16 protein-coding genes are annotated in these 18,975 nt (G+C 71.2%); 6 read left to right on the top strand and 10 right to left on the bottom strand.

All coding sequences use genetic code 11. From position 1 onward, the window contains the following. Positions 1-4: 4 nt before the first annotated feature. The 4 genes from ASF68_RS07650 to ASF68_RS07635 all read right to left on the bottom strand — a co-directional run bounded on the left by ASF68_RS07650 (position 5) and on the right by ASF68_RS07635 (position 4,436). The gene (locus ASF68_RS07650; protein WP_200921041.1) at positions 5-793 is read right to left on the bottom strand and encodes a 3-oxoacyl-ACP reductase; all 789 of its coding nucleotides are present in this window, start codon (positions 791-793) and stop codon (positions 5-7) included. A gap of 97 nt (positions 794-890) precedes the next feature. After that, positions 891-2,246, bottom strand: a complete 1,356-nt coding sequence (locus ASF68_RS07645) for an aldehyde dehydrogenase (protein WP_056008924.1) — start codon at positions 2,244-2,246, stop codon at positions 891-893. After that, complete coding sequence (locus ASF68_RS07640; protein ID WP_082498525.1) at positions 2,243-3,082, bottom strand: gamma-glutamyl-gamma-aminobutyrate hydrolase family protein; 840 nt, start codon at positions 3,080-3,082, stop codon at positions 2,243-2,245. The genes ASF68_RS07645 and ASF68_RS07640 overlap by 4 nt, the downstream gene beginning before the upstream one ends. Further along, complete coding sequence (locus ASF68_RS07635) at positions 3,069-4,436, bottom strand: glutamine synthetase family protein (protein WP_056008918.1); 1,368 nt, start codon at positions 4,434-4,436, stop codon at positions 3,069-3,071. The genes ASF68_RS07640 and ASF68_RS07635 overlap by 14 nt, the downstream gene beginning before the upstream one ends. Before the next feature lie 238 nt (positions 4,437-4,674). On the opposite strand from ASF68_RS07635, the gene ASF68_RS07630 reads away from it, so the two are divergent. From ASF68_RS07630 to ASF68_RS19355, 3 genes are all read left to right on the top strand, one after another. Further along, on the top strand, positions 4,675-6,231 hold the full coding sequence (locus ASF68_RS07630) for an amino acid permease (protein WP_056008915.1): 1,557 nt from the start codon (positions 4,675-4,677) through the stop codon (positions 6,229-6,231). A 161-nt stretch (positions 6,232-6,392) separates the two neighbouring features. Then, positions 6,393-6,941 (top strand): orotate phosphoribosyltransferase, encoded by a 549-nt coding sequence (pyrE, locus tag ASF68_RS07625; RefSeq protein ID WP_056008912.1) that lies wholly within the window; start codon positions 6,393-6,395, stop codon positions 6,939-6,941. Then, positions 6,941-10,312: a hypothetical protein gene (locus ASF68_RS19355; protein WP_056008909.1), complete on the top strand. Its 3,372-nt coding sequence runs from the start codon at positions 6,941-6,943 to the stop codon at positions 10,310-10,312. Before pyrE ends, ASF68_RS19355 begins: the two co-directional genes overlap by 1 nt. Positions 10,313-10,381: 69 nt before the next feature. On the opposite strand, the gene ASF68_RS07615 is transcribed toward ASF68_RS19355, so the two are convergent. Both ASF68_RS07615 and ASF68_RS07610 read right to left on the bottom strand, forming a co-directional pair. Continuing rightward, the gene (locus ASF68_RS07615; RefSeq protein WP_056008906.1) at positions 10,382-11,422 is read right to left on the bottom strand and encodes a zinc-dependent alcohol dehydrogenase family protein; all 1,041 of its coding nucleotides are present in this window, start codon (positions 11,420-11,422) and stop codon (positions 10,382-10,384) included. Positions 11,423-11,476: 54 nt separating this feature from the next. Further along, entirely contained in the window at positions 11,477-12,271 is a 795-nt protein-coding gene (locus ASF68_RS07610) for an HAD-IIA family hydrolase (protein WP_056008903.1), read from the bottom strand. 108 nt (positions 12,272-12,379) lie between these two features. Here ASF68_RS07610 and ASF68_RS07605 point away from each other — a divergent pair, with 108 nt between their 5' ends. Both ASF68_RS07605 and ASF68_RS07600 read left to right on the top strand, forming a co-directional pair. Then, entirely contained in the window at positions 12,380-13,048 is a 669-nt protein-coding gene (locus ASF68_RS07605) for a TrmH family RNA methyltransferase (RefSeq protein ID WP_056008900.1), read from the top strand. Between the two features lie 254 nt (positions 13,049-13,302). After that, positions 13,303-13,623 carry a hypothetical protein gene (locus ASF68_RS07600; RefSeq protein ID WP_157579841.1) on the top strand — a complete coding sequence of 107 codons (321 nt, stop codon included), beginning with the start codon at positions 13,303-13,305 and terminating at the stop codon, positions 13,621-13,623. 409 nt (positions 13,624-14,032) lie between these two features. Here ASF68_RS07600 and ASF68_RS07595 read toward each other — a convergent pair whose 3' ends face one another. The 3 genes from ASF68_RS07595 to ASF68_RS07585 all read right to left on the bottom strand — a co-directional run bounded on the left by ASF68_RS07595 (position 14,033) and on the right by ASF68_RS07585 (position 17,286). Then, entirely contained in the window at positions 14,033-15,910 is a 1,878-nt protein-coding gene (locus tag ASF68_RS07595) for a YhgE/Pip domain-containing protein (RefSeq protein ID WP_056011552.1), read from the bottom strand. Positions 15,911-15,980: 70 nt separating this feature from the next. Continuing rightward, positions 15,981-16,637: a hypothetical protein gene (locus tag ASF68_RS07590; RefSeq protein WP_082455927.1), complete on the bottom strand. Its 657-nt coding sequence runs from the start codon at positions 16,635-16,637 to the stop codon at positions 15,981-15,983. Next, positions 16,627-17,286: a TetR/AcrR family transcriptional regulator gene (locus ASF68_RS07585; protein ID WP_056008896.1), complete on the bottom strand. Its 660-nt coding sequence runs from the start codon at positions 17,284-17,286 to the stop codon at positions 16,627-16,629. Before ASF68_RS07585 ends, ASF68_RS07590 begins: the two co-directional genes overlap by 11 nt. Before the next feature lie 125 nt (positions 17,287-17,411). On the opposite strand from ASF68_RS07585, the gene ASF68_RS07580 reads away from it, so the two are divergent. Beyond that, the gene (locus ASF68_RS07580; protein WP_056008893.1) at positions 17,412-17,888 is read left to right on the top strand and encodes a DUF3151 domain-containing protein; all 477 of its coding nucleotides are present in this window, start codon (positions 17,412-17,414) and stop codon (positions 17,886-17,888) included. An 85-nt stretch (positions 17,889-17,973) separates the two neighbouring features. On the opposite strand, the gene ASF68_RS07575 is transcribed toward ASF68_RS07580, so the two are convergent. Then, positions 17,974-18,726 (bottom strand): HAD-IIB family hydrolase, encoded by a 753-nt coding sequence (locus tag ASF68_RS07575; RefSeq protein WP_056008887.1) that lies wholly within the window; start codon positions 18,724-18,726, stop codon positions 17,974-17,976. Between the last annotated feature and the right edge of the window lie 249 nt (positions 18,727-18,975).

Below are 18,975 nucleotides of genomic sequence, written 5' to 3'. Positions count from 1 at the left end.
CAGCTCATTCCGGGGTGACGTAGGCCGAGGAGATGCCGCCGTCGACGAGGAAGGTCGAGCCGGTGATGAAGGACGAGTCGTCGCTGGCGAGGAAGGCGACGGAGGCGGCGAGCTCCTCGGGCTCCGCGAACCGGCCGATCGGGATGTGGACCAGTCGCCGTTGCGCGCGGACCGGGTCCTTCGCGAAGAGCTCCTGCAGCAGCGCGGTGTTCACGGGGCCGGGGCAGAGCGCGTTCACCCGGATGCCCTGCCTGGCGAACTGGACGCCGAGCTCGCGGCTCATCGCGAGGACGCCACCCTTCGAGGCGGTGTACGAGATCTGCGAGGTCGCCGAGCCCAGCACGGCGACGAACGAGGCCGTGTTGATGATCGAGCCCTTGCCCTGCCGCACCATGTGGCGGATCGCCGCGCGCGAGCACAGGTAGACCGACTTCAGGTTGACGTCCTGCACCCGTTCCCAGGCCGGCAGCTCGGTCGTCTCGATGGAGTCGTCGTCCGGCGGCGAGATGCCCGCGTTGTTGAAGGCGATGTCGACGGAGCCGTAGGTGTCGGCGGCGGTGTCGAAGAGGTGGTCGACCTGCGCCTGGTCGGTCACGTCGACCTGGACGAAGAGCCCGCCGACGAGCTCGGCGGCCGCCTGTCCGCTGGTGGGGTCGAGGTCGCCGATGACGACGACCGCGCCCTCCGCGGCGAAGCGCTTGGCGGTGGCGAGGCCGATGCCGCTCGCGCCGCCCGTGATGACGGCGACCTTCCCGGCGAGCCGCTGCGTGAGGTCGATGGGGGTGATGGTCATGTGGTGCTCTTTCTGTCTGCCCGCCCTTCGACAGGCTCAGGGACCGGGGGTTGGTGCTCAGGGAGCGGGTGGTGCTCGGGGGACGGGGTGGTGCGGGTCAGTCGGTGGCGATGAAGACGTTCTTCGTCTCGGTGAAGGCGAGCGGCGCGTCCGGTCCGAGCTCGCGCCCGAGGCCGGACTGCTTGAACCCGCCGAACGGGGTGGAGTAGCGCACGGAGGAATGCGAGTTGACGGACAGGTTCCCCGCTTCGACGGCGCGGGCCGCGCGGAGGGCGCGTCCGACGTCGCGCGTCCAGATCGATCCCGACAGCCCGTACTCCGTGTCGTTGGCGAGGGTGAGCGCGTCGGCCTCGTCCTCGAAGGGGAGCACCGTGACGACCGGCCCGAAGATCTCCTCCCGGACCGTTCGATCTCCTCGCTCGGGCGTGAGCACGGTCGGCGCGAACCAGTACCCGGGTCCGTCCGGAGCGCTTCCCGTGAACGCGACGGGTGCGTCGTCGGGCACGTAGGAACGGACGGACGCGAGGTGCGGCGCCGAGACGAGCGGGCCCATCTCCGTCGCGGGGTCGTTCGGGTCCCCGACGACGACGCCCTGCACGGCCGGTTCGAGCAGTTCCATGAAGCGTTCGTAGACGCTGCGTTGGACGAGGATGCGGCTGCGGGCGCAGCAGTCCTGGCCGGCGTTCTCGAACACCCCGTACGGGGCGGTCGCGGCCGCGCGTTCGAGGTCGGCGTCGGCGAACACGATGTTGGCGCTCTTGCCGCCGAGCTCGAGGGTGACCCGCTTCACCTGCTCGGAGGCGCCCGCCATGATCCGTTTGCCGACGGCCGTCGAGCCGGTGAACACCACCTTCCGCACGGTCTCGTTCGTGACGAACCGTTCGCCGACGACCGATCCGCGGCCGGGGAGCACCTGGAACAGGCCCTCGGGGAGCCCGGATTCGAGCGCGAGCTCGCCGAGGCGGATGCTCGTGAGAGGCGTCCACTCCGCCGGCTTCAGGACGACGGCATTGCCCGCCGCCAGTGCGGGTGCGAAGCCCCAGGCGGCGATCGTCATGGGGAAGTTCCACGGGGTGATGATGCCGACGACACCAAGCGGTTCGTGGAAGGTCAGGTCGATCCCGCCCGCGACGGGGATCTGCTGGCCGAAGAGCCGCTCGGGGGATCCGGAATAGTACTCGAGCACGTCGCGCACGTGACCGGCTTCCCACCGTGCCTGCGTGATCGGGTGCCCGGAGTTGACGACCTCCAGGCTCGCGAGGTGCTCGCGGTCGGCGTCGACCGCGTCGGCGAACCGGCGGAGGGCCTGCGCCCGGTCGACCGGTGCGAGCGCGGCCCACGCGCGCTGGGCGACGGCCGCGCGGGTGATGGCGGCGTCGGTCTCGGCGACGTCGAGGTGCTCGACGGTCGTGACGACGTGCTCGTTCGCGGGGTTCAGGATCGTGTGACTCACTGGGCGGTGCTCCTGTCGGTGGTGCCGGTGGTGCTGGGGGTGCGGTCGGTGCCGTCGCGGTGTCGTCGGGCGGCGTCGACGAGGCCGGCGAAGAGGCGTCGGTCGGCGGTCTCCTCCTCGGGGTGCCACTGCACCGCGAGGCCGAACGGCACGTCCGGCAGCTCGACGGCCTCGATGACGCCCTCCTCGGTGCTGGCGGTCACGACGAGTCCGTCGGCCACGCGGTCGATCGACTGGTGGTGGTAGACGTGCACGTCGAGCTCGTCGTCGTCCTGGCGGAGCAGGGCGGCGAGTCGCGAGTCGGCGTCGATCGCCACGGTCTTCGGTCCGAAGACGCCCTCGCCGGGCTGGAACGAGTCGTCGCCGACGACGTCGGGCAGGTGCTGGATGAGCGTTCCCCCGAGGGCGACGTTGAGAAGCTGCGCACCGCGACAGATGCCGAGGAACGGCAGCTCGGCGTCGATCGCCGCGGTGAGCAGGGCCTCCTCCCAGGCATCCCGATCCGTGCGGGGCCGACCGGTACGCGGATGGGCGGCCTGCCCGTACAGGCCGGGGTCGACGTCGGCGCCGCCGGAGACGATCAGCCCGTCGAGGCGGGAGAGCACGGAGGCCGCGACCGCGCGGTTCACGGGTTGCGGCGGGAGGAGGACGACGATCCCGCCGGCGTCGGTCACCGCGTCGAGGTAGACCTTGGGCAGGAAGGAGGCGGGCACGTCCCACACGCCGGTCTGCGCCTGCTCCAGATAGGTGGTGACGCCGATGAGCGGAGCGCTGGAGACCGGCGCCTCCGAAGCCGCCGCGGTCACCTCGGGGCCGTCCTGGTCAGAGGCGCTCAAAGCCGCGCACCCGTTCCCAGTCCGTCACCGCCGCGTCGAAGGCGGCGAGCTCCACCTTCGCGAAGTTGAGGTAGTGGTCGACGACCTCGTCGCCAAAGGCCTCGCGGGCGATCGTCGACTGGGAGAACAGCTCCGCCGCCTCCCGCAACGACGTCGGCACGCGTGGGGCGCCGCCCGTGTAGGCGTTGCCGGTCGTCGCCTCCTCGAGTTCCAGTTCGTTCTCGATCCCGTGCAGTCCGGCCGCGATGAGCGCGGCGACCGCGAGGTACTGGTTGACGTCACCGCCCGGCACCCGGTTCTCGACGCGCATCCCGAGGCCTCGGCCGACGACGCGCAACGAGCACGTGCGGTTGTCGTGGCCCCAGGCCACCGCGGTGGGGGCGAAGCTGCCGTCGACGTAGCGCTTGTAGGAGTTGATGTTGGGCGCGAAGAACATCGTCAGTTCGCGCATGGCGGCGATCTGCCCGGCGAGGAAGTGCCGGAACAGCTTCGACATGCCGTCGGGGGCGTCGGGGTCCGCGAAGACCGCCGAGCCGTCCTCGCCGCGGAGACTGATGTGGATGTGGCAGCTGTTGCCCTCGCGCTCGTCGAACTTCGCCATGAACGTGAGGCTCTTGCCGTGCGCGTCCGCGATCTCCTTCGCGCCGTTCTTGTAGATGGAGTGGTTGTCGCAGGTGACCAGGGCGTGGTCGTACCGGAACGCGATCTCCTGCTGGCCGAGGTTGCACTCGCCCTTGACGCCCTCGCAGTACATCCCCGCGCCGTCCATCGCGTTGCGGATGTCGCGGAGCAGGGGCTCCATGCGGGTGGAGGCGAGGATCGCGTAGTCGATGTTGTAGTCGGTCGCCGGGGTCAGCTTCGTGTAGTCCTTCGCCCAGGCCTCGCGGAAGGTGTCGTCGAACACGAGGAACTCGAGCTCCGTGCCGACGAAGGGGACGAGTCCGCGTTCGGCGAGCCGTTCGAGCTGGGCGATGAGGATCTGCCTGGGGGAGGCGACCACGGGGGCGTCGTCGAGCCACTGCAGATCGGCGGTGACGAGGGCCGTGCCCGGAAGCCAGGGCACGTGACGGAGGGTCGAGAAGTCGGGGATCATCGCCATGTCGCCGTAGCCGCGCTCCCAGCTCGACATCGCGTAGCCGTCGACGGTGTTCATCTCCACGTCGACGGCGAGGAGGTAGTTGCAGCACTCGGCGCCGTGTTCGGCGACGTCCTCGACGAAGAGCCGTGCCGAGACGCGCTTGCCGACGAGCCGCCCCTGCATGTCGGTGAAGGCGAGGATGACGGTGTCGATCTCCTTCGCCGCGACCGCGGTCGTGAGCTCCTCGAGCGTCAGGTTTCCTGAACGTGGGTGCATGGGAGCTCCTCGTGGGTCGGGGACCCGCCGTCGGTGGTTCTGCAGCGGCGGAGAACTGAAAGGTCGCGAACTCGACCATTACATCACAGCATCCCCGGGACGCGAAGGAGTTCTGCGGACTGAATCTGTCACAAAGGTATGTACACGCGACCATTGCAGGTCCTATAGTCGGGCCAACCGATCTGAGGACGTTGTGCGGGCCCGACGAGCGCGCAACCCGAGCGAACAGGACCTGTCGATGGCCAACGAAACGCGCAAGATCTCCGGGGTGACCTACACCGCGGCCGGTGAGGGCTACTTCGAGAAACGCAGCTTGAAACGATCCGCCGGCGTGTGGGGGCTCTGGGGCCTCGCCGTCGCGGCGGTCATCTCCGGCGACTTCTCCGGCTGGAACTTCGGCATCGACTTCGCCGGGTTCGGCGGCATGCTCATCGCCTTCATCATCCTCGTGGCGATGTACTACGGCATGATCTTCTCCATCGGGGAGATGGCGGCGGCCATGCCCCACACGGGCGGCGCGTACTCCTTCGCGAGAGCGGCGATGGGTCCGCTCGGCGGCTTCGTCACCGGACTCGCCGAGACGATCGAGTACGTCGCGACGACCGCGGTCATCGTGTACTTCTCCGCCTCCTACGCCGACGCCATCACGAGCGAACTCCTCGGCTTCTCGATGCCGTCACCGGTCTGGTGGGCGATCCTCTACATCGCCTTCATCGCGTTGAACTCCGCCGGCGCGAGCATCTCCTTCCGCTTCGCGATCGTCGTCTCGATCATCTCCATCGGCATCCTCCTCGTCTTCTCGGCGATGGCGGTCTTCTCCGGACAGTTCGCATGGGCGAACCTGTTCGACATCGCCCCCGACCCCGGGCAGACGGAGTTCCTGCCGCACGGCGTGCTCCCGATCCTCTTCGCCCTGCCGTTCGCCATGTGGTTCTTCCTCGGCATCGAGGAGCTGCCGCTCGCCGCGGAGGAGTCCCACAACCCGGCGCGCGACATCCCGAAGGCGGGCTTCTGGGCTCGGGGCACGCTCATCGTCACGGGTCTCCTCGTCCTGTTCCTGAACACCGGCGTGATCGGTGCCGAGGCGACGGGGACCGCGGGCGAACCGTTGCTCGACGGCTTCCGGGCCATCGTCGGTGACGGTGCCGCCGCCGTGCTCGCGCTGTTCGCGCTGATCGGTCTGCTCGCGTCGCTGCAGGGGATCATGTTCGCCTACGGGCGCAACATGTACTCGCTGTCCCGCGCCGGGTACTACCCGCGCTTCCTCTCCCTGACGGGGAAGCGCCAGACGCCGTGGGTCGCGCTCGTGGCCGGTGCCCTCATCGGGTTCGTGGCGCTCCTCATCGTGGAAGCGGCCGGCGGGTCGGGCGGCGTCGCCGGGGCGATCGTGCTCAACATCGCCGTCTGGGGCGCCGTGTTGGCGTACCTCATGCAGATGATCGCGTTCCTGCTGCTCCGGAGGAAGTTCCCGAACGCGAAGCGCCCCTACCTCAGCCCGTGGGGCGTGCCCGGCGCGGTCATCGCGGCCGTCATCGCCGCGCTCATCTTCGTCGGCTTCCTCCTCAACCCGACGTTCCTGCCGGCGATCATCGCCATCGTCGTGGTCTACGTCGTGATGCTGGTCGCCTTCGCGGTCTGGGGGCGCCACCGCCTCGTCATGTCGCCGGAGGAGGAGTACGCGGTCTCTGGTGGTCTGCACGGCGACCCGGAGACCGAGGGCTACGGTGGCGCGACCGAAGCCGGACTCCTCGCACCCGATGCACCTGAGCAGCCGGGGTCCGGCCCGACGCGTTGACCCCCGGCTCCGCCTCACCATCGCAGGACGGTGGCGGGGTGGCCGCACCGAGCCCCGGCGAGTCGAGCCCGATACGCCGGGGCTCTCCTGCGTCGAGGACATCGAGTGCCCCCATCCGGGCGACTGCGGCGAGGGGGGTCACAGCTTGTAGACTCGTCGGCGTGACGGACGCACGAGCTCAGCTCATTGACCACATCTCGGCGGAAGCCGTGTTCCACGGTGACTTCACCCTGACGAGCGGCAAGAAAGCGACGTACTACGTCGACCTCCGCAAGGTGAGCCTCGACCACCGCGTCGCGCCGCTCATCGGTCAGGTCATGATCGACCTCATCGCCGACGTCCCCGACGTCTTCGCGGTCGGCGGACTCACCATGGGAGCCGACCCCGTCGCCGCCGCGATCCTGCACCAGGGCGCTGCACGCGGCCTGACGTACGACGCGTTCGTCGTCCGTAAGGAGCCCAAGGACCACGGCCGCGGCAAGCAGGTCGAGGGCCCGGACCTCCAGGGCAAGCGCGTGATCGTCCTCGAGGACACCTCGACCACCGGCGGCTCGCCGCTCAAGGCCGCCGAGGCGCTCGAGAAGATCGGTGCCGAGGTCGTCGCGGTGGCCGTCGTCGTCGACCGCGCCACCGGCGCCCGCGAGATCATCGAGGCCGCCGGCTACCAGTACCTGGCCGCCATCGGCCTGGAAGACCTGGGACTCGCCTGATGTCCGGCGACGGGACCGATCGCGGCGGCTCCGGCCTGCCGGACGATTCGGCGGACGGAACCGACTGGCTCCTGTCGCAGCTCGACGCCGACGACACGGAGGCGATCGAGACCCAACCGGACGACGAGGACGACCGACCGTCCGCGCCCCCCGTCGTCGCCGACCCGACCGCCGTACCGGCTGAGACGCCCGCACCGGCCGAGTCGGCCCCCGCTCCCTCGTGGACGCCCGCGCCCGAGTCGAACCAGGCTCCCGCTCCCGCTCCCGCGTGGACGCCGGCACCCGAGTCGAACCAGGCTCCCGCTCCCGCGTGGACGCCCGTGTCCGACGCGTCTCCGGTCGCCGAGTCCACTCCTGCATCCGAGTCGACGGGTGCGCTCCGGCACCCGAACGCCCTCGAGCTGCCCGTCGTCCCGCCGACCCCGGCCCCCGCGGCTCCGACCCCGCCGGCTCGCAACGAGCTCACGGTCGACACCGATTCCGTACTCCAGCACGCCCCTGCCGGTACCTTCCGTCCCGCACCGACCAACCCGGTCGTCCTCCCGCCCGTCGACGACGAACCCTGGAGTCTCGGCGCGAGCGACGACGACGCGCAACCGGCAGCGGAAGACGTCTCGACGATGGCCCTGCCGACGGCCCGGGCCCTGGCCGCGGACGATCCCGAGGCCTGGGCGGCCGTCGACGCCGAGCACGCGACCCCGTCGACCGACACCCCGGCACGCCCGAGCGGCTTCGACACGGCACCGAACGCCGAACCGGTAGCGCCGCAGCCCGTCGATGCGCCGCTGCCTCCCGCCGCGACGTTCGGCGCGCAGCCGGTCGAGCCGACCTCGGCCCCTGCGGCCGCCGGCTCGGACGACGACCTCCCGGAGGGCTCCTGGAGCCTCTCCGAGACCTTCGGCGACGACGTCCTCGGTGGCGAGACCGTCGAGGTCCGCGACCGCTCCACCGACGCCGCCCCCGACCAGGCCTCCACCGCCGACGACGCCACGACCTCCGCCCCACGGACCGATCCGCTCGCCTGGCTCACGGAGCCGTTCGGCGAGACGTTCGGCGCGAGCCAGACGGCGCCCGCTGCGCAGTCGTCCGACGCCGCCGCCCCGATCTTCACGGACGCTGCTCCCGCCGCCGCCGACCCGCTCCCGGCGGAGCCCTGGTCGATCGAGACCGAGCCGCACACGGACGCCATCAGCGCGGACTCCGTCAGCACGGACGCCGTCAGCGCGGACGCCGCTTCTGGACCGGTCGACACCGTCGATGACTCCCTCGCTGCGCAGCCCACCCCGCTCGAGCCCGAGACGGTCACCGGACCGGCACCGGACGCCACCGCGAGCTCCGCACCCGTCACGCCGGCCGCCCCGTTCCGCTGGGACACGGTCGTCGCCGCGCCGACGCCGGACGCCCCGAGCTCACCGGCCGAGGTGCCGTGGCCCGAGACGGTGCCGGACGCCTCAGCCGAACCGCTCGACGAGACACGGCCGTTCGACAGCCTCGGTGGCCCCGGGTTCACCGCCCTCGGCGGCGCGGCCGCAGGCCAGCCGTCCCCGATCGACCCCGAGCCCGCGGCCACGGACCGATCCGCCGACACCGACGCCCTGGTGGACCACGCCCCTGCGGACGCCCCGGCGACGGACGACACCGCGACGGAGACCTCCGAGGTCCCGCCCGCCTTCGGCCCGCCGACGCCCCAGGCCGAGCGCTCCATCACCGAACTCATCTCCCTCGACGGCGTGCAGCCCGAGCCGACGGTCAGCCCCTTCGGGAGCGCGCCCTTCGTCTGGGACCTCGCTCCGAACGACGCACTCGACCCCCTCGTGCACGCCGCTCCCACGACGCAGCCGATCCCGGTGCCCGCCGTCCAGTGGGAGGGCACCGATGCACCCGCGGTCAGCGCAGCGTCGCCGTCGGAACTCGCCCTTGAGGGCGAGGTCCCCGATGCGGCGTTCATCGCCGGAGACGTGCAGCCGTTCGCTCCCGGGCTCGCCGCGGAGACCCTCGGTCGCCCGCTCGTCGACGGCCCGGGTGACGAGTATGCGAGTTGGCGTGACGACACGATCGACGACGCCGACTCGGACGCCCCTGCCGTGATCCCCGCGGCGAACGACACGGTCGACCTGTTCCCGACGCTGTCGCTCGGCGGACTCGACGCCAGCCTCGACGCCGCAGCTGCTGCCGGTGGACTCGGAGCGCTCGGCGTGCTCGGATCCGCGGGCACGAGCCCCGCGGCCGACCTCGATGAGCGGACATCCGACGACACCGAGGGTGCGGATGCGTCGATCGACGTGCCCGCGTCATCGACCGACACCGCCCCGCCGGCCGAGTCGGCCGGATTCGCGGTCGACCCGGAGGAACTCGACGACGAGTTCGACGAGGAGATCGTCCAGTTCGACGCGGTCCCGCTCTCCGCGGCAGCCGCCACGCCGCTGCCGTCCTTCGTCGCTGACACCGACGCCGAAGTCACCGACGTCGATGCGCCTGACGCCGAAGTCACCGACGCCGACAGCTCGGCCACCACCGAGCCGGAGCCCGTCAGCGAGGAGCTGCGGCTCGAGTCGCTGTTCGACGTCGGTCCCGACACCGAGACGGTTGAGGTCCCGGTCTCGGACGGTGCGCCGTCCCATGCCGAACCGACGGACGGTTCTGCCCCGGCCGAACCGACGACACCCGCTGAGCAGCCGAGTGCCCCCGAGGCGGAAGCGGCATCGTCCGACTCCCTCGCCGACGCCTTCGCCGCCGAGGGCGGATGGTCGCTGCAGACGGACGCCGTCACCGATCCGGAACCAGCACCCGCCGAGGCCACGGTGCCGGGCGTCGAGGACGTGACGGATCCGGTCGAGCGCAACGACGACGACGGCTCGGACGAGGTCACCGCAGGCGAGCACGGAGCCGGTCCGGCACCCGCATACGGTCAGGCCATGGGCGCGCACGCCGCCGTCCCGTCGCAGGGTCCGGCCACGCACCCCGTGCAGACGTCTCCTGCCGCGCTGCCCGGTGAGACGGTCGCCTTCCCCGAGCTCGACGGCTCGAACGGCTTCGTGACCCCGGCCGCGGCCGCGGGGATCGTCGGTGCCTCCCTGCCGCCGCAGCCCACGACCGCACCATCTCCGACGGAGCAGCCCGCCACGCCGACGTCGGTCCCGGATCGCGACCTTCCCGAGTACCGGGGCGAACCGCTCGACCAGAGCATCCCGAAGGCGCTCCTCTGGGCGGTCGTCGGGCTCGGTGCGGCGGTCCTCCTGCTCCTCGCGTTCTACTTCGGGACCCTCGTCGGTGCGGCGAACGCCGCGGGTGCGTCCGGTGCGGCGGGAGTCACCCCGCAGCCGACGGCATCGTCCCTCTTCTCGGGTCCGTCCGAAGAGGGTTCCGCCTGACCCTCGCCCGCCGAGCGCAGCACCGGCGCCGGACGGGCAGGGTGAGCGCGGCCGTGGCCGCCACCCTGCTCAGGCGACGTCGATGACCGTGACGCCCGTCGACCGGTCGCCCGCCGCGAGGGCGACGAGCGCCGACGGTGCCTCGTCCAGGCCGATGCGGTGCTCGATGAGGTCCTGCGGGCGCAGCGCGCCGCTCGCGACGAGGTCGAGCAGCTCGCGGTAGTCGGATGCCGGCATGCCGTGGCTGCCGTGCAGGGAGAGCTCCTGGGCGATGATCCGCGGCATCGGGAGCGTCGGCTCGGAGGAGAACAGCCCGATCTGCACCTGGCGTCCCAGGGGTGCGAGCGCCAGGAGACTCAGCCGCATCGTCGACTCCCGACCGAGGGCCTCGACCGAGACCTGGACGCCGCCCGGGCTGACCTCGGCGATGCGCGCGAGCACGGCGGCCTCGTCGAGCCCGCTGGAGTCGATCGTGTGCGTGACGCCGATCGACCTGGCGCGTGCGAGGGCTGCGGCGTCGATGTCGACGGCGACGACCTCGGCACCCAGGGCCACCCCGATCATCGCGGCACTCAGCCCGACGCCACCGCAGCCGACGACGAGCAGGCGCTCACCGCTGCGCAGCGCCGCCCGGTGCACGAGCCCGCGGAACGCCGTCGCGAACCGGCAGCCGAGGAGGGCCGCGGCGCCCGCGTCGAGTGACTCCGGTACCGGGATGAGGTTGACGTCCGCATCGTGCAGGGCGACCAGTTCGGCGTACGACCCCCAGTGCGTGAAGCCGGGCTGCGTCTGGTTCGGGCAGACCTGTCCGTTCCCGGCGAGGCATTCGGCACAGCGCCCGCAGGCGCACACGAACGGGACGGTGACGCGGTCGCCCACCTGGAACCGTTCGACCAGCGGGCCGACGGCGTGGACGCGTCCGACGAGCTCATGACCGGGCACCTGCGGGAGGGCGATCCCGTCGTCGTGGCCGAGCCAGCCGTGCGCGTCGCTCCGGCACAGGCCGGTCGTCTCCACCCGCACGACCACGCCGGCGTCGGAGGGTTGCGGATCCGGGACCTCCCGGACGGTCGGCTCGGTGCTGAACTGGTCGTAGACGACGGCGCGCATGGGCGATCCTCGAAGCTGGGGGAGCGGGTCGGTGTGGCTGCGGGAGGGGCCGGACTAGATCTCGACCTCGACGGGGTCGGTCACGAGGTCGATGACGCCGCTGAGGATCTCGTTCGGCCGGAACGGGTAGCGATTGATCTCGGCCTCGTCGCTGATGCCCGTGAGGACGAGGATCGTGTGGAGACCCGCCTCGATGCCCGCGACGATGTCGGTGTCCATGCGGTCGCCGATCATGCCCGTGTTCTCCGAGTGCGCGCCGATCTTGTTGAGGGCGGAACGGAACATCATCGGGTTGGGCTTGCCGACCACGTACGGCTCCATGCCGGTCGCCTTCGTGATGAGCGCCGCGATCGCGCCGGTCGCCGGCAGCGGGCCGTCCTTGCTCGGTCCGGTGGCGTCCGGGTTCGTGACGATGAACCGGGCGCCGCCGGCGATCAGGCGGATCGCCTTCGTGATGGCCTCGAACGAGTAGTTGCGGGTCTCACCGACGACGACGTAGTCGGGGTTCGTCTCCGTCATCGTGAAGCCGGCCTCGTGGATGGCGGTGGTGATCCCGGCCTCGCCGATGACGAACGCCGAGCCACCCGGCTCCTGCTCGGCGAGGAACGCCGCCGTGGCGAGGGCGGAGGTCCAGATGAACTCCTCCGGCACGTCCAGGCCGGAGGCGCGCAGGCGGGCACTCAGGTCGCGTGGGGTGAAGATCGAGTTGTTGGTGAGCACCAGGAAGGGCGTCCGCTGGTCCTGCCACTGCTGCAGGAGCGCGGCTGCGCCCGGGAGGGCGTGGTTCTCGTGGACGAGCACCCCGTCCATGTCGGTGAGCCAGCACTCGACCTCGTCGCGACGTGACATGCGTTCCTCCAGGTGGTTCGAGCGGGCCGGTGGAGCGGCGCGCCTCATGGGGTGGCGCGGCGTCGGGCCCGGATCTCCAGTGTGGCACGGCGCGGGTAGGGTTGGCTGGTGCCAGAGACCCCGCCCAGCCAGGAAGATCCGGCCGCCCACCCGGTCGATCCCGCGGCATCCGCGAGCCAGGGTGGCGTCGGCCCGTGGCAGGGGGACTGGCCTGCGGAGCCCTGGTACGACGAGGAGCTCCTCCGCGACGGCGATACACGGAACGTCGTCGACCGGTACCGCTACTGGACGATGGAGGCCATCGTCGCCGACATCGACGAGCACCGGCACCCGTTCCACGTCGCCATCGAGAACTGGCAGCACGACATGAACATCGGGTCGATCGTGCGCACCGCCAACGCGTTCGCCGCCGACACCGTCCACATCGTCGGTCGTCGTCGCTGGAACAAGCGCGGGGCGATGGTCACCGACCGCTACCAGCACGTCGAGTACCACGCCGACGTCGCGGGCCTCGTCGCCTGGGCACGCGACGCGGGACTGCCGATCATCGCGATCGACAACGTCCCCGGCTCGGTCCCGATCGAGACCACCCGCCTTCCCGAGCGCTGCATCCTGCTGTTCGGACAGGAGGGTCCCGGCCTGTCGTCGGAGGCGATCGCGGCGGCCGATGCGGTGCTCGAGATCACGCAGTTCGGCTCGACGAGATCGATCAACGCCTCCGCTGCGGCGGCCGTCGCGATGCACGCGTGGGTCATGCAGCACGTGTCCTTCGACTGACGTCGACCGGGTTGTCCCCCGTCCGCGGGTGGTTCCGAGGGATGCCCCTATCGCTTCCTCAGGAACACCTCAAGATTCCCTCAATTGCGGTCTTGGTCCCCCAAAGTGCCGACACGGACCGGCATACTTTGTACCGGAGCGATGCTCCACCGCTGAACCCGAATCCCTCCCGGCACCCGAAGCCACTGAGGGCCACCGCACGGACCCGAATCCGTGTGGTGCGCATCGGCGGTCACCCGAAGGATGAACTGAAGATGAAGCACAGCTCCGCCCTGGGAGTCTCGCCCGAACGAGGATCCCGTCCGTCCCTGGTCCGCGGCGTCACCGCGCTCGCCGTCCCCGCCGCCCTCGCGGTCGCCCTCCTCGTCGGCGTCGCTGCGCCGGCACAGGCGGACACCCGTGCCGACGAGACGTCGATGTCGGTCAGCGCGACGCAGACCGGCCCGAGCGAACTCATCGCCCCTGCTGGTGCGTTGTTCGCCTCGCTCCTCATCTGGGGTGCGGGAGCCGCGTTCGCGACCCGTCGTCGGATGCTGGCGGAACAGCGCGAGGAGGCGTCGCTGATCCCCTTCTGATCAGCACGCGTCGAACCTGCACCCGATCGCGGCGGCCCGAACCGCCGCGATCGTGTGCGCCCAGACGGAACCGCACCGTTCCGTCGCACCGGTGGCCGCCGGGAGTCCCCCCACTCCCGGCGGCCTCCGGTGTTTTCGGGCGAGGCCGACGGGATTCCACCCGCTCGTGACCCGTTCCGAGGAATCTGCAGCATTCCGCGTCATGATCGACCGCTCCGTCGATCACTCAAGGGAGCGAGACGACGGCGGGCGCACCCGAACCCGATCGAGGTCGCGCTCTTCCCGCCGTCAGCGATCGATGCCCGACCCGAATGGGCGTCGCACGGAAGCGGCGAACCACGCGCGCCGGAGCGTCGTCCCCACCCGAGGGTGACGCTCCGGCGCGGATTCCGCGCGCTCCGCCTGGTCGTCAGCCGATGAGGCTGGGGCGGAGATCGCGCAGGGTGCGGGCGTGCGTCATCCGCGTGACCCCGATCGCGGAGAGACTCAGCGCGATCGCCAGCCACGCGAGCAGCACCCCGGCGTCCTGCAGTGCCGCGTCCATCCGGCCCCCGTACATCAGCTGCCGCATCCCGTCGACGGCGTACGACATCGGGAGCACATGGTGCAGCGCGGCGAGCGGGGCCGGCAACGTCTGCCAGGGGAACGTGCCGCCGGCGGTGACGAGTTGGGCCACCATGAGGACGAGCCCGAGGAACTGGCCGACGCTGCCGAACCACACGTTCAGGGTGAGGATGATCGCCGCGAACGTCAGCGAGGCGAGCGCCATCATCCCGTAGGTGCCGAGCGGGTTGTGGACCTCGAAGTGGAGGGCGCCCGCGAGGATGCCGAACAGGGCGACCATCTGGATCGTGCCGAGCAGGCCGGGCGTCAGCCAGCCGGCGACCGTCACCTTGATCGGGCTGTGGAGGGCGGTGATCGCGCGGCGTGACACCGGCTTGACGATGAGGAAGAGGGCGTAGATGCCGATCCAGGCGGCGAGGCTCACGAAGAACGGCGCGAGGCCGGCGCCGTAGGTGCCCGCACTCGTCACCGAGGCGTTCGTCAGTTTCACCGGGTCGGCGATCGTCTTGGCCTGCAGCGTGCGGGAGTCCGGCGTGGTCGCCGGGATCGCGTCGGCACCCGACTGCAGTCCGTCGCGGAGGGTGACGATGCCGTCGCGCAGGGTGCCGAGGCCCGTCTGCAGCGTGGTGAGGCCGGTCTGCAGTGATGCTGCGCCGTCCGCGGCCTGTTGCGTCCCGGTGGCGAGTGCTGGCATGGCGTTGCTGAGGGTCCTGGCGCCGCCCGCGACCTGCTGGGCACCGCTGTTCAACTGGTCGACCTGCGACACCACGGTCTGGACCCGCTCGTTCGCCGTGGTGGCGTCGGCCGCGACCGGGTCGAGGAGGGCCAGGACCTGGGCGATCTGCTCGGGCGTGAAGCCGTTCTCCGTCAGGGTCTGCGCGATCTGCGCGCGTGCCGTGGGGATCGAGTTCACGAGCTGTTGGGCGGCCGCGCCGACCTCGTCGCCCTTGCCGGCGAGCGTCGAGGTGCCGGCGGCGACCTGTTCGGCCCCCGCCGCCAGCTGGTCCGTCTGGGCAGGCAGGCTGGCCGTACCGGCGGCGATCTGCGCCGTGCCCGACGCGAGGGTCGCGGCGCCGGCCTGGGCGGTCCCGGCACCGTCGAAGGCCTGCTGGGCTCCGTCGGCCAGCTGCGCGGCACCGGAGCTGGCGTCGACGAGCTTCGTCTTGATGGTGTCGAGGGCGATGAGGAACCGGCCCGCGGCCTGGCGGTTGACGGTCTGGACGATCGTCGCCTTGATCTGCTTGACCGCCTGCTCGCCGATCGTCGTCGCCAGGTAGCTGTTCGCGTCGTTCGTCGTGAGCTGGACCGTCGCCTGCCGCGGGGCGTCGCCGGACGCGGAGGTGAGCGAGGTCGAGAAGTCCGCGGGGATCGTGACGCTGAAGTCGAACGTCCCGTCGTTCACACCCCGAGCGGCGTCGGCCGCGCTGACCTCGTGCCAGGCGAAGGAACCGTCCTCGATGAGCTGCTCGGCGATGTCGTCGCCGTAGTTCTCCGTCTCACCGGTCGCGTCACCCGTGGTGTCGTCGGTCGCCGGTGCACCGGAGTCCTCGACGACGAGCGCCACGGGGACCTGGTCGAGCTTCGCGTACGGGTCCTGGTTGGCCCACAGGTACAGGCCGCCGTAGAGCAGGGGCACGCACATGAGGGCGACGAGGGCGAGGCGCGACATGGGGGTGGCCCACAGGCGGGAGAGTTCGGCGCGGATCATCGCGAAGATCTTCACAGGAGGTCCTTCTGGGGACGGGTGGTGCTGGCGGAGGGGAAGGCGGGGTCGGGTCGGCGCACGCGGTGCGTCATGACCAGTCCTGCTGGAAGAGGGGGACGAGTTCGTCCGTGGCGTTCTCGGAGACGGGGGCGTCCGACATGGCGTTGATGGCGGTGGCGGAGGCGTCTCCGGCGATGACGAGCACGCCGTAGCCCCGGGAGGCGAGTCGGCGGGCGATCGTCCACCAGCCGAGCGGATCGCCGCCGTGCCGGTCGGGGGAGACGAGGACGATCGCGGTGACGTCCTCGCGGAGGACGGCGAGTTCGGTGAGCAGCCGCACGCGCTCGGTCGGCGCGACGGTTGAGATCGGCTGCTTCGCGAGCGAGGCGAGGCCGAGGGAGTCGAGGAGTCTCGCGACGGCGAAGGGGTGGCTCGCACGACCGGCGAACATGAGTTCCTCGGCGACGACCCCGGCGACCGCGACGCCGCTGGCGGGTTCGGAGACGTCGGGCGCGTCGATGAGGGCGATTGTTCGACGCATCGTCTTGCGGTCGGTCGTGCCGTCGACGAGCACGGTGCCGGTGTCGGGCTTCATGCGCCCGGAGGCGATGAGACCGAGGACGGTCGGGCGCTGCTCGGTCTCGGCGCGGGCGAAGGTCGCTTCACCGGTCCGGAAGGAGAGCGAGGTCGGTTCGAGGACGATGCCGCCCTTGCCCTTCGAGACGCCGTCGAGTTCAACGCGCATGGGTGGTCTCCTCGTGGGTGTGGGTGGCTGCGCGGTCGGCGACGGCGCCGGCGTCCTGCCAGGAGAGGCCGACCGCGCCGAGGGTGGCGAGCATGACGAGCCGGCGACCGGCGTCGGTCGAGAGTTCGGAGCGGCTCGCCTCCTCCAGGACGCCGATCGCGGTGCTCTCGACGAGTCGGGCCAGGATGTCGGCGTCGATGTCCGGACGGATGGAGCCGTCGGCGATCCCGGCCTGGACGGTGCGGAGGAGCAGGGTGCGGACCGGTTCGAGGGCCGCTGCCGTGACGGCGCGCAGCGGGCCGCGCACGGCGAGCGGCGCCATGATGCGCACGTGGTCCACTTGCGCCCAGAGGACGTCGCCGATGAGCGCGATCGTCGTGAGCGGGTCGTCGCCGCGGACGGCCGTGATCGACGAGGCCACGCGTTCGGCGCCCGCAACGACGACGGCGTTCACGAGCTCGTCGCGGGTGGCGAAGTGGCCGTAGACCGAGCGGCGGGTGAGACCGGCGGCCGCTGCGATCGTCTCGAGGCTCGCGTCCGGATCGCTGCGGAGGGCGAGGCGGGCGGCCTCGAGCAGGGCGACGCGGTTCTCGGTGGCGTCGCGGCGCGGGGCCCGGGGTGGGCTCGACGGCACTTCGGTGGTGGTCATGACAGCGATCGTACTATCTTGCACAGCGGTGTGCAATATAGCCGGGGATGCATGCGGCGAGCTCTCAGCGACGGCTGCCAGCTTCCTCCCACGCCGGGCTCCGGCAACGGAGCTATGGTTGAACGATGACCGGTGAGAATCTGATGGCAACCCCTCCGACACTGCTGCCGGACGACAGCGCCACCGACGCCGAGTTCCACGCGGCCGTCGGTTCGATCGAAGCGCTGGCCGAGCTCCTCGCAGCCCACCCGCGCTCATCGCTCGGCTGGGCCCTGCTCGCAGACGCGGTCCACGACCCGCAGTCCCCGATCCCCGGCTACGCGGCAGCGCGCGTCGGATACCACCGGGGCCTCGACTCCTTGCGCGGCGCCGGCTGGCGCGGCCAGGGACCGATCCCGTGGTCGCACGCCCCGAACCGCGGCGTGCTGCGGTCGCTCTACGCCCTGCGCCGTTCCGCGAAGGCGATCGGCGAGACGGAAGAGGTCGAGCGACTCGACACCTTCCTGCGCGAGGCCGACCCGACGGCGTCCGAGGAGATCGAGTACCTCGTCGCCGCAGCGGCTCCGCCCACCTCGGCGATCGTCATCCTCGGTTCCGACTAGCCCTTCGACAGGCTCAGGGACCGGAGCGCGGCTCGGGGACCGGGGCGCGGCTCGGGGACCGGGGCGCGGCTCGGGGACCGACGCCCTACAGGCCGAGCGACTCCAGGTACGCCGCGGTGTCCTGCCATCCGTGGACGGCGACCGACGGCACCCCGAGGGCGAGCACGGGGTAGTCGTTGCCGCCCTCGTCGAGGCGGTCTCCCACGAACACCATCTCCCCGAGCGGGATGCCGGTGTGCTCAGCGAGCCGCGTCATGCCGAAGGCCTTGTCGACCCCCGCCATCGTGATGTCGACCGAGGTGGATCCGCCGGAGCGCACCTCCAGGTCGGGCAGCAGCGCCTGCACCGCGGAACGCAGCGACTCCTTCTTGGCGCCGTCCGGGTCCCAGGCCGTCTTCTCGGCGACCGGTGCGGCCTGGCCGAGTGCGGAGAAGGTGATCTGCGAACCGCGGTCCTCGAGGATCGGGCCCCAGGTCTCCTCGGCCCAGAGGCCGAGTCGCTTCGCCTCGGTCTCGAGGGCGCCCATCGCGCGGGCCTTCTGGTCGTCGCTCAGATCGTGGCGGTAGACCGTCGTCCACGCGGTGCCGTCGAAGCGGTCGTAACGGGTGCCGCAGGTGGGCATGAGGTGGAGGCGACCGAGGGCCTCCGGCGAGGCGGCGCCGATGCGGTCGAGCACCTGGTTCTGGAACTGCACGATCTGGCCACCGGAGATGATGCACACGGAGGTGCGCTCGAGGAGGGCGACGAACAGCTCGGCCATGCGAGGGTCGAGCGCGGACTTCGACGGGGCGAGGGTGTCGTCGAGATCGAAGGCGACGAGGCGCGGCAGGGAGGTCATGGATTCCGTTCGGTCGGTCGGGAGGTCGGTCGTCGAGGGCGATCGGCGTGCGAAACGGCCGGCCGGGGCCTGAGCATCCCATCATGGTATCGAGCGCCGGCCGGAACTCGATGCCCGAGACCCGGCTCCGGTACGATGAAGGAGTGCGTGCACGAGACGCCCGCCCGCAGAGGGTGGGCGTCCGGCCTGTCAGGGCTGGGTTCCTCCGGGGGTCCGCCGGGCACACGAGAATCCGGAAGGGGCGGCATC

This window comes from Plantibacter sp. Leaf314, from assembly GCF_001423185.1.
Classification (GTDB): domain Bacteria; phylum Actinomycetota; class Actinomycetes; order Actinomycetales; family Microbacteriaceae; genus Plantibacter.
The sequence above is the reverse complement of the archived record's forward strand: the minus strand, read 5'-3'. Positions and strand labels throughout refer to the sequence as shown.

Bases quoted from the DNA above. Each gene is read 5' to 3' on its own strand.
- ASF68_RS19355 (WP_056008909.1), top strand. From the start codon at position 6,941: ATGTCCGGCGACGGGACCGATCGCGGCGGCTCCGGCCTGCCGGACGAT.
- ASF68_RS07600 (WP_157579841.1), top strand. From the start codon at position 13,303: ATGAAGCACAGCTCCGCCCTGGGAGTCTCGCCCGAACGAGGATCCCGT.
- ASF68_RS07635 (WP_056008918.1), bottom strand. From the start codon at position 4,436: ATGCACCCACGTTCAGGAAACCTGACGCTCGAGGAGCTCACGACCGCG.
- ASF68_RS07650 (WP_200921041.1), bottom strand. From the start codon at position 793: ATGACCATCACCCCCATCGACCTCACGCAGCGGCTCGCCGGGAAGGTC.
- ASF68_RS07615 (WP_056008906.1), bottom strand. From the start codon at position 11,422: ATGCGCGCCGTCGTCTACGACCAGTTCAGCACCGAGCCGACCGTCCGG.
- ASF68_RS07580 (WP_056008893.1), top strand. From the start codon at position 17,412: ATGACCGGTGAGAATCTGATGGCAACCCCTCCGACACTGCTGCCGGAC.
- ASF68_RS07575 (WP_056008887.1), bottom strand. From the start codon at position 18,726: ATGACCTCCCTGCCGCGCCTCGTCGCCTTCGATCTCGACGACACCCTC.
- ASF68_RS07585 (WP_056008896.1), bottom strand. From the start codon at position 17,286: ATGACCACCACCGAAGTGCCGTCGAGCCCACCCCGGGCCCCGCGCCGC.
- ASF68_RS07590 (WP_082455927.1), bottom strand. From the start codon at position 16,637: ATGCGCGTTGAACTCGACGGCGTCTCGAAGGGCAAGGGCGGCATCGTC.
- ASF68_RS07610 (WP_056008903.1), bottom strand. From the start codon at position 12,271: ATGTCACGTCGCGACGAGGTCGAGTGCTGGCTCACCGACATGGACGGG.
- ASF68_RS07630 (WP_056008915.1), top strand. From the start codon at position 4,675: ATGGCCAACGAAACGCGCAAGATCTCCGGGGTGACCTACACCGCGGCC.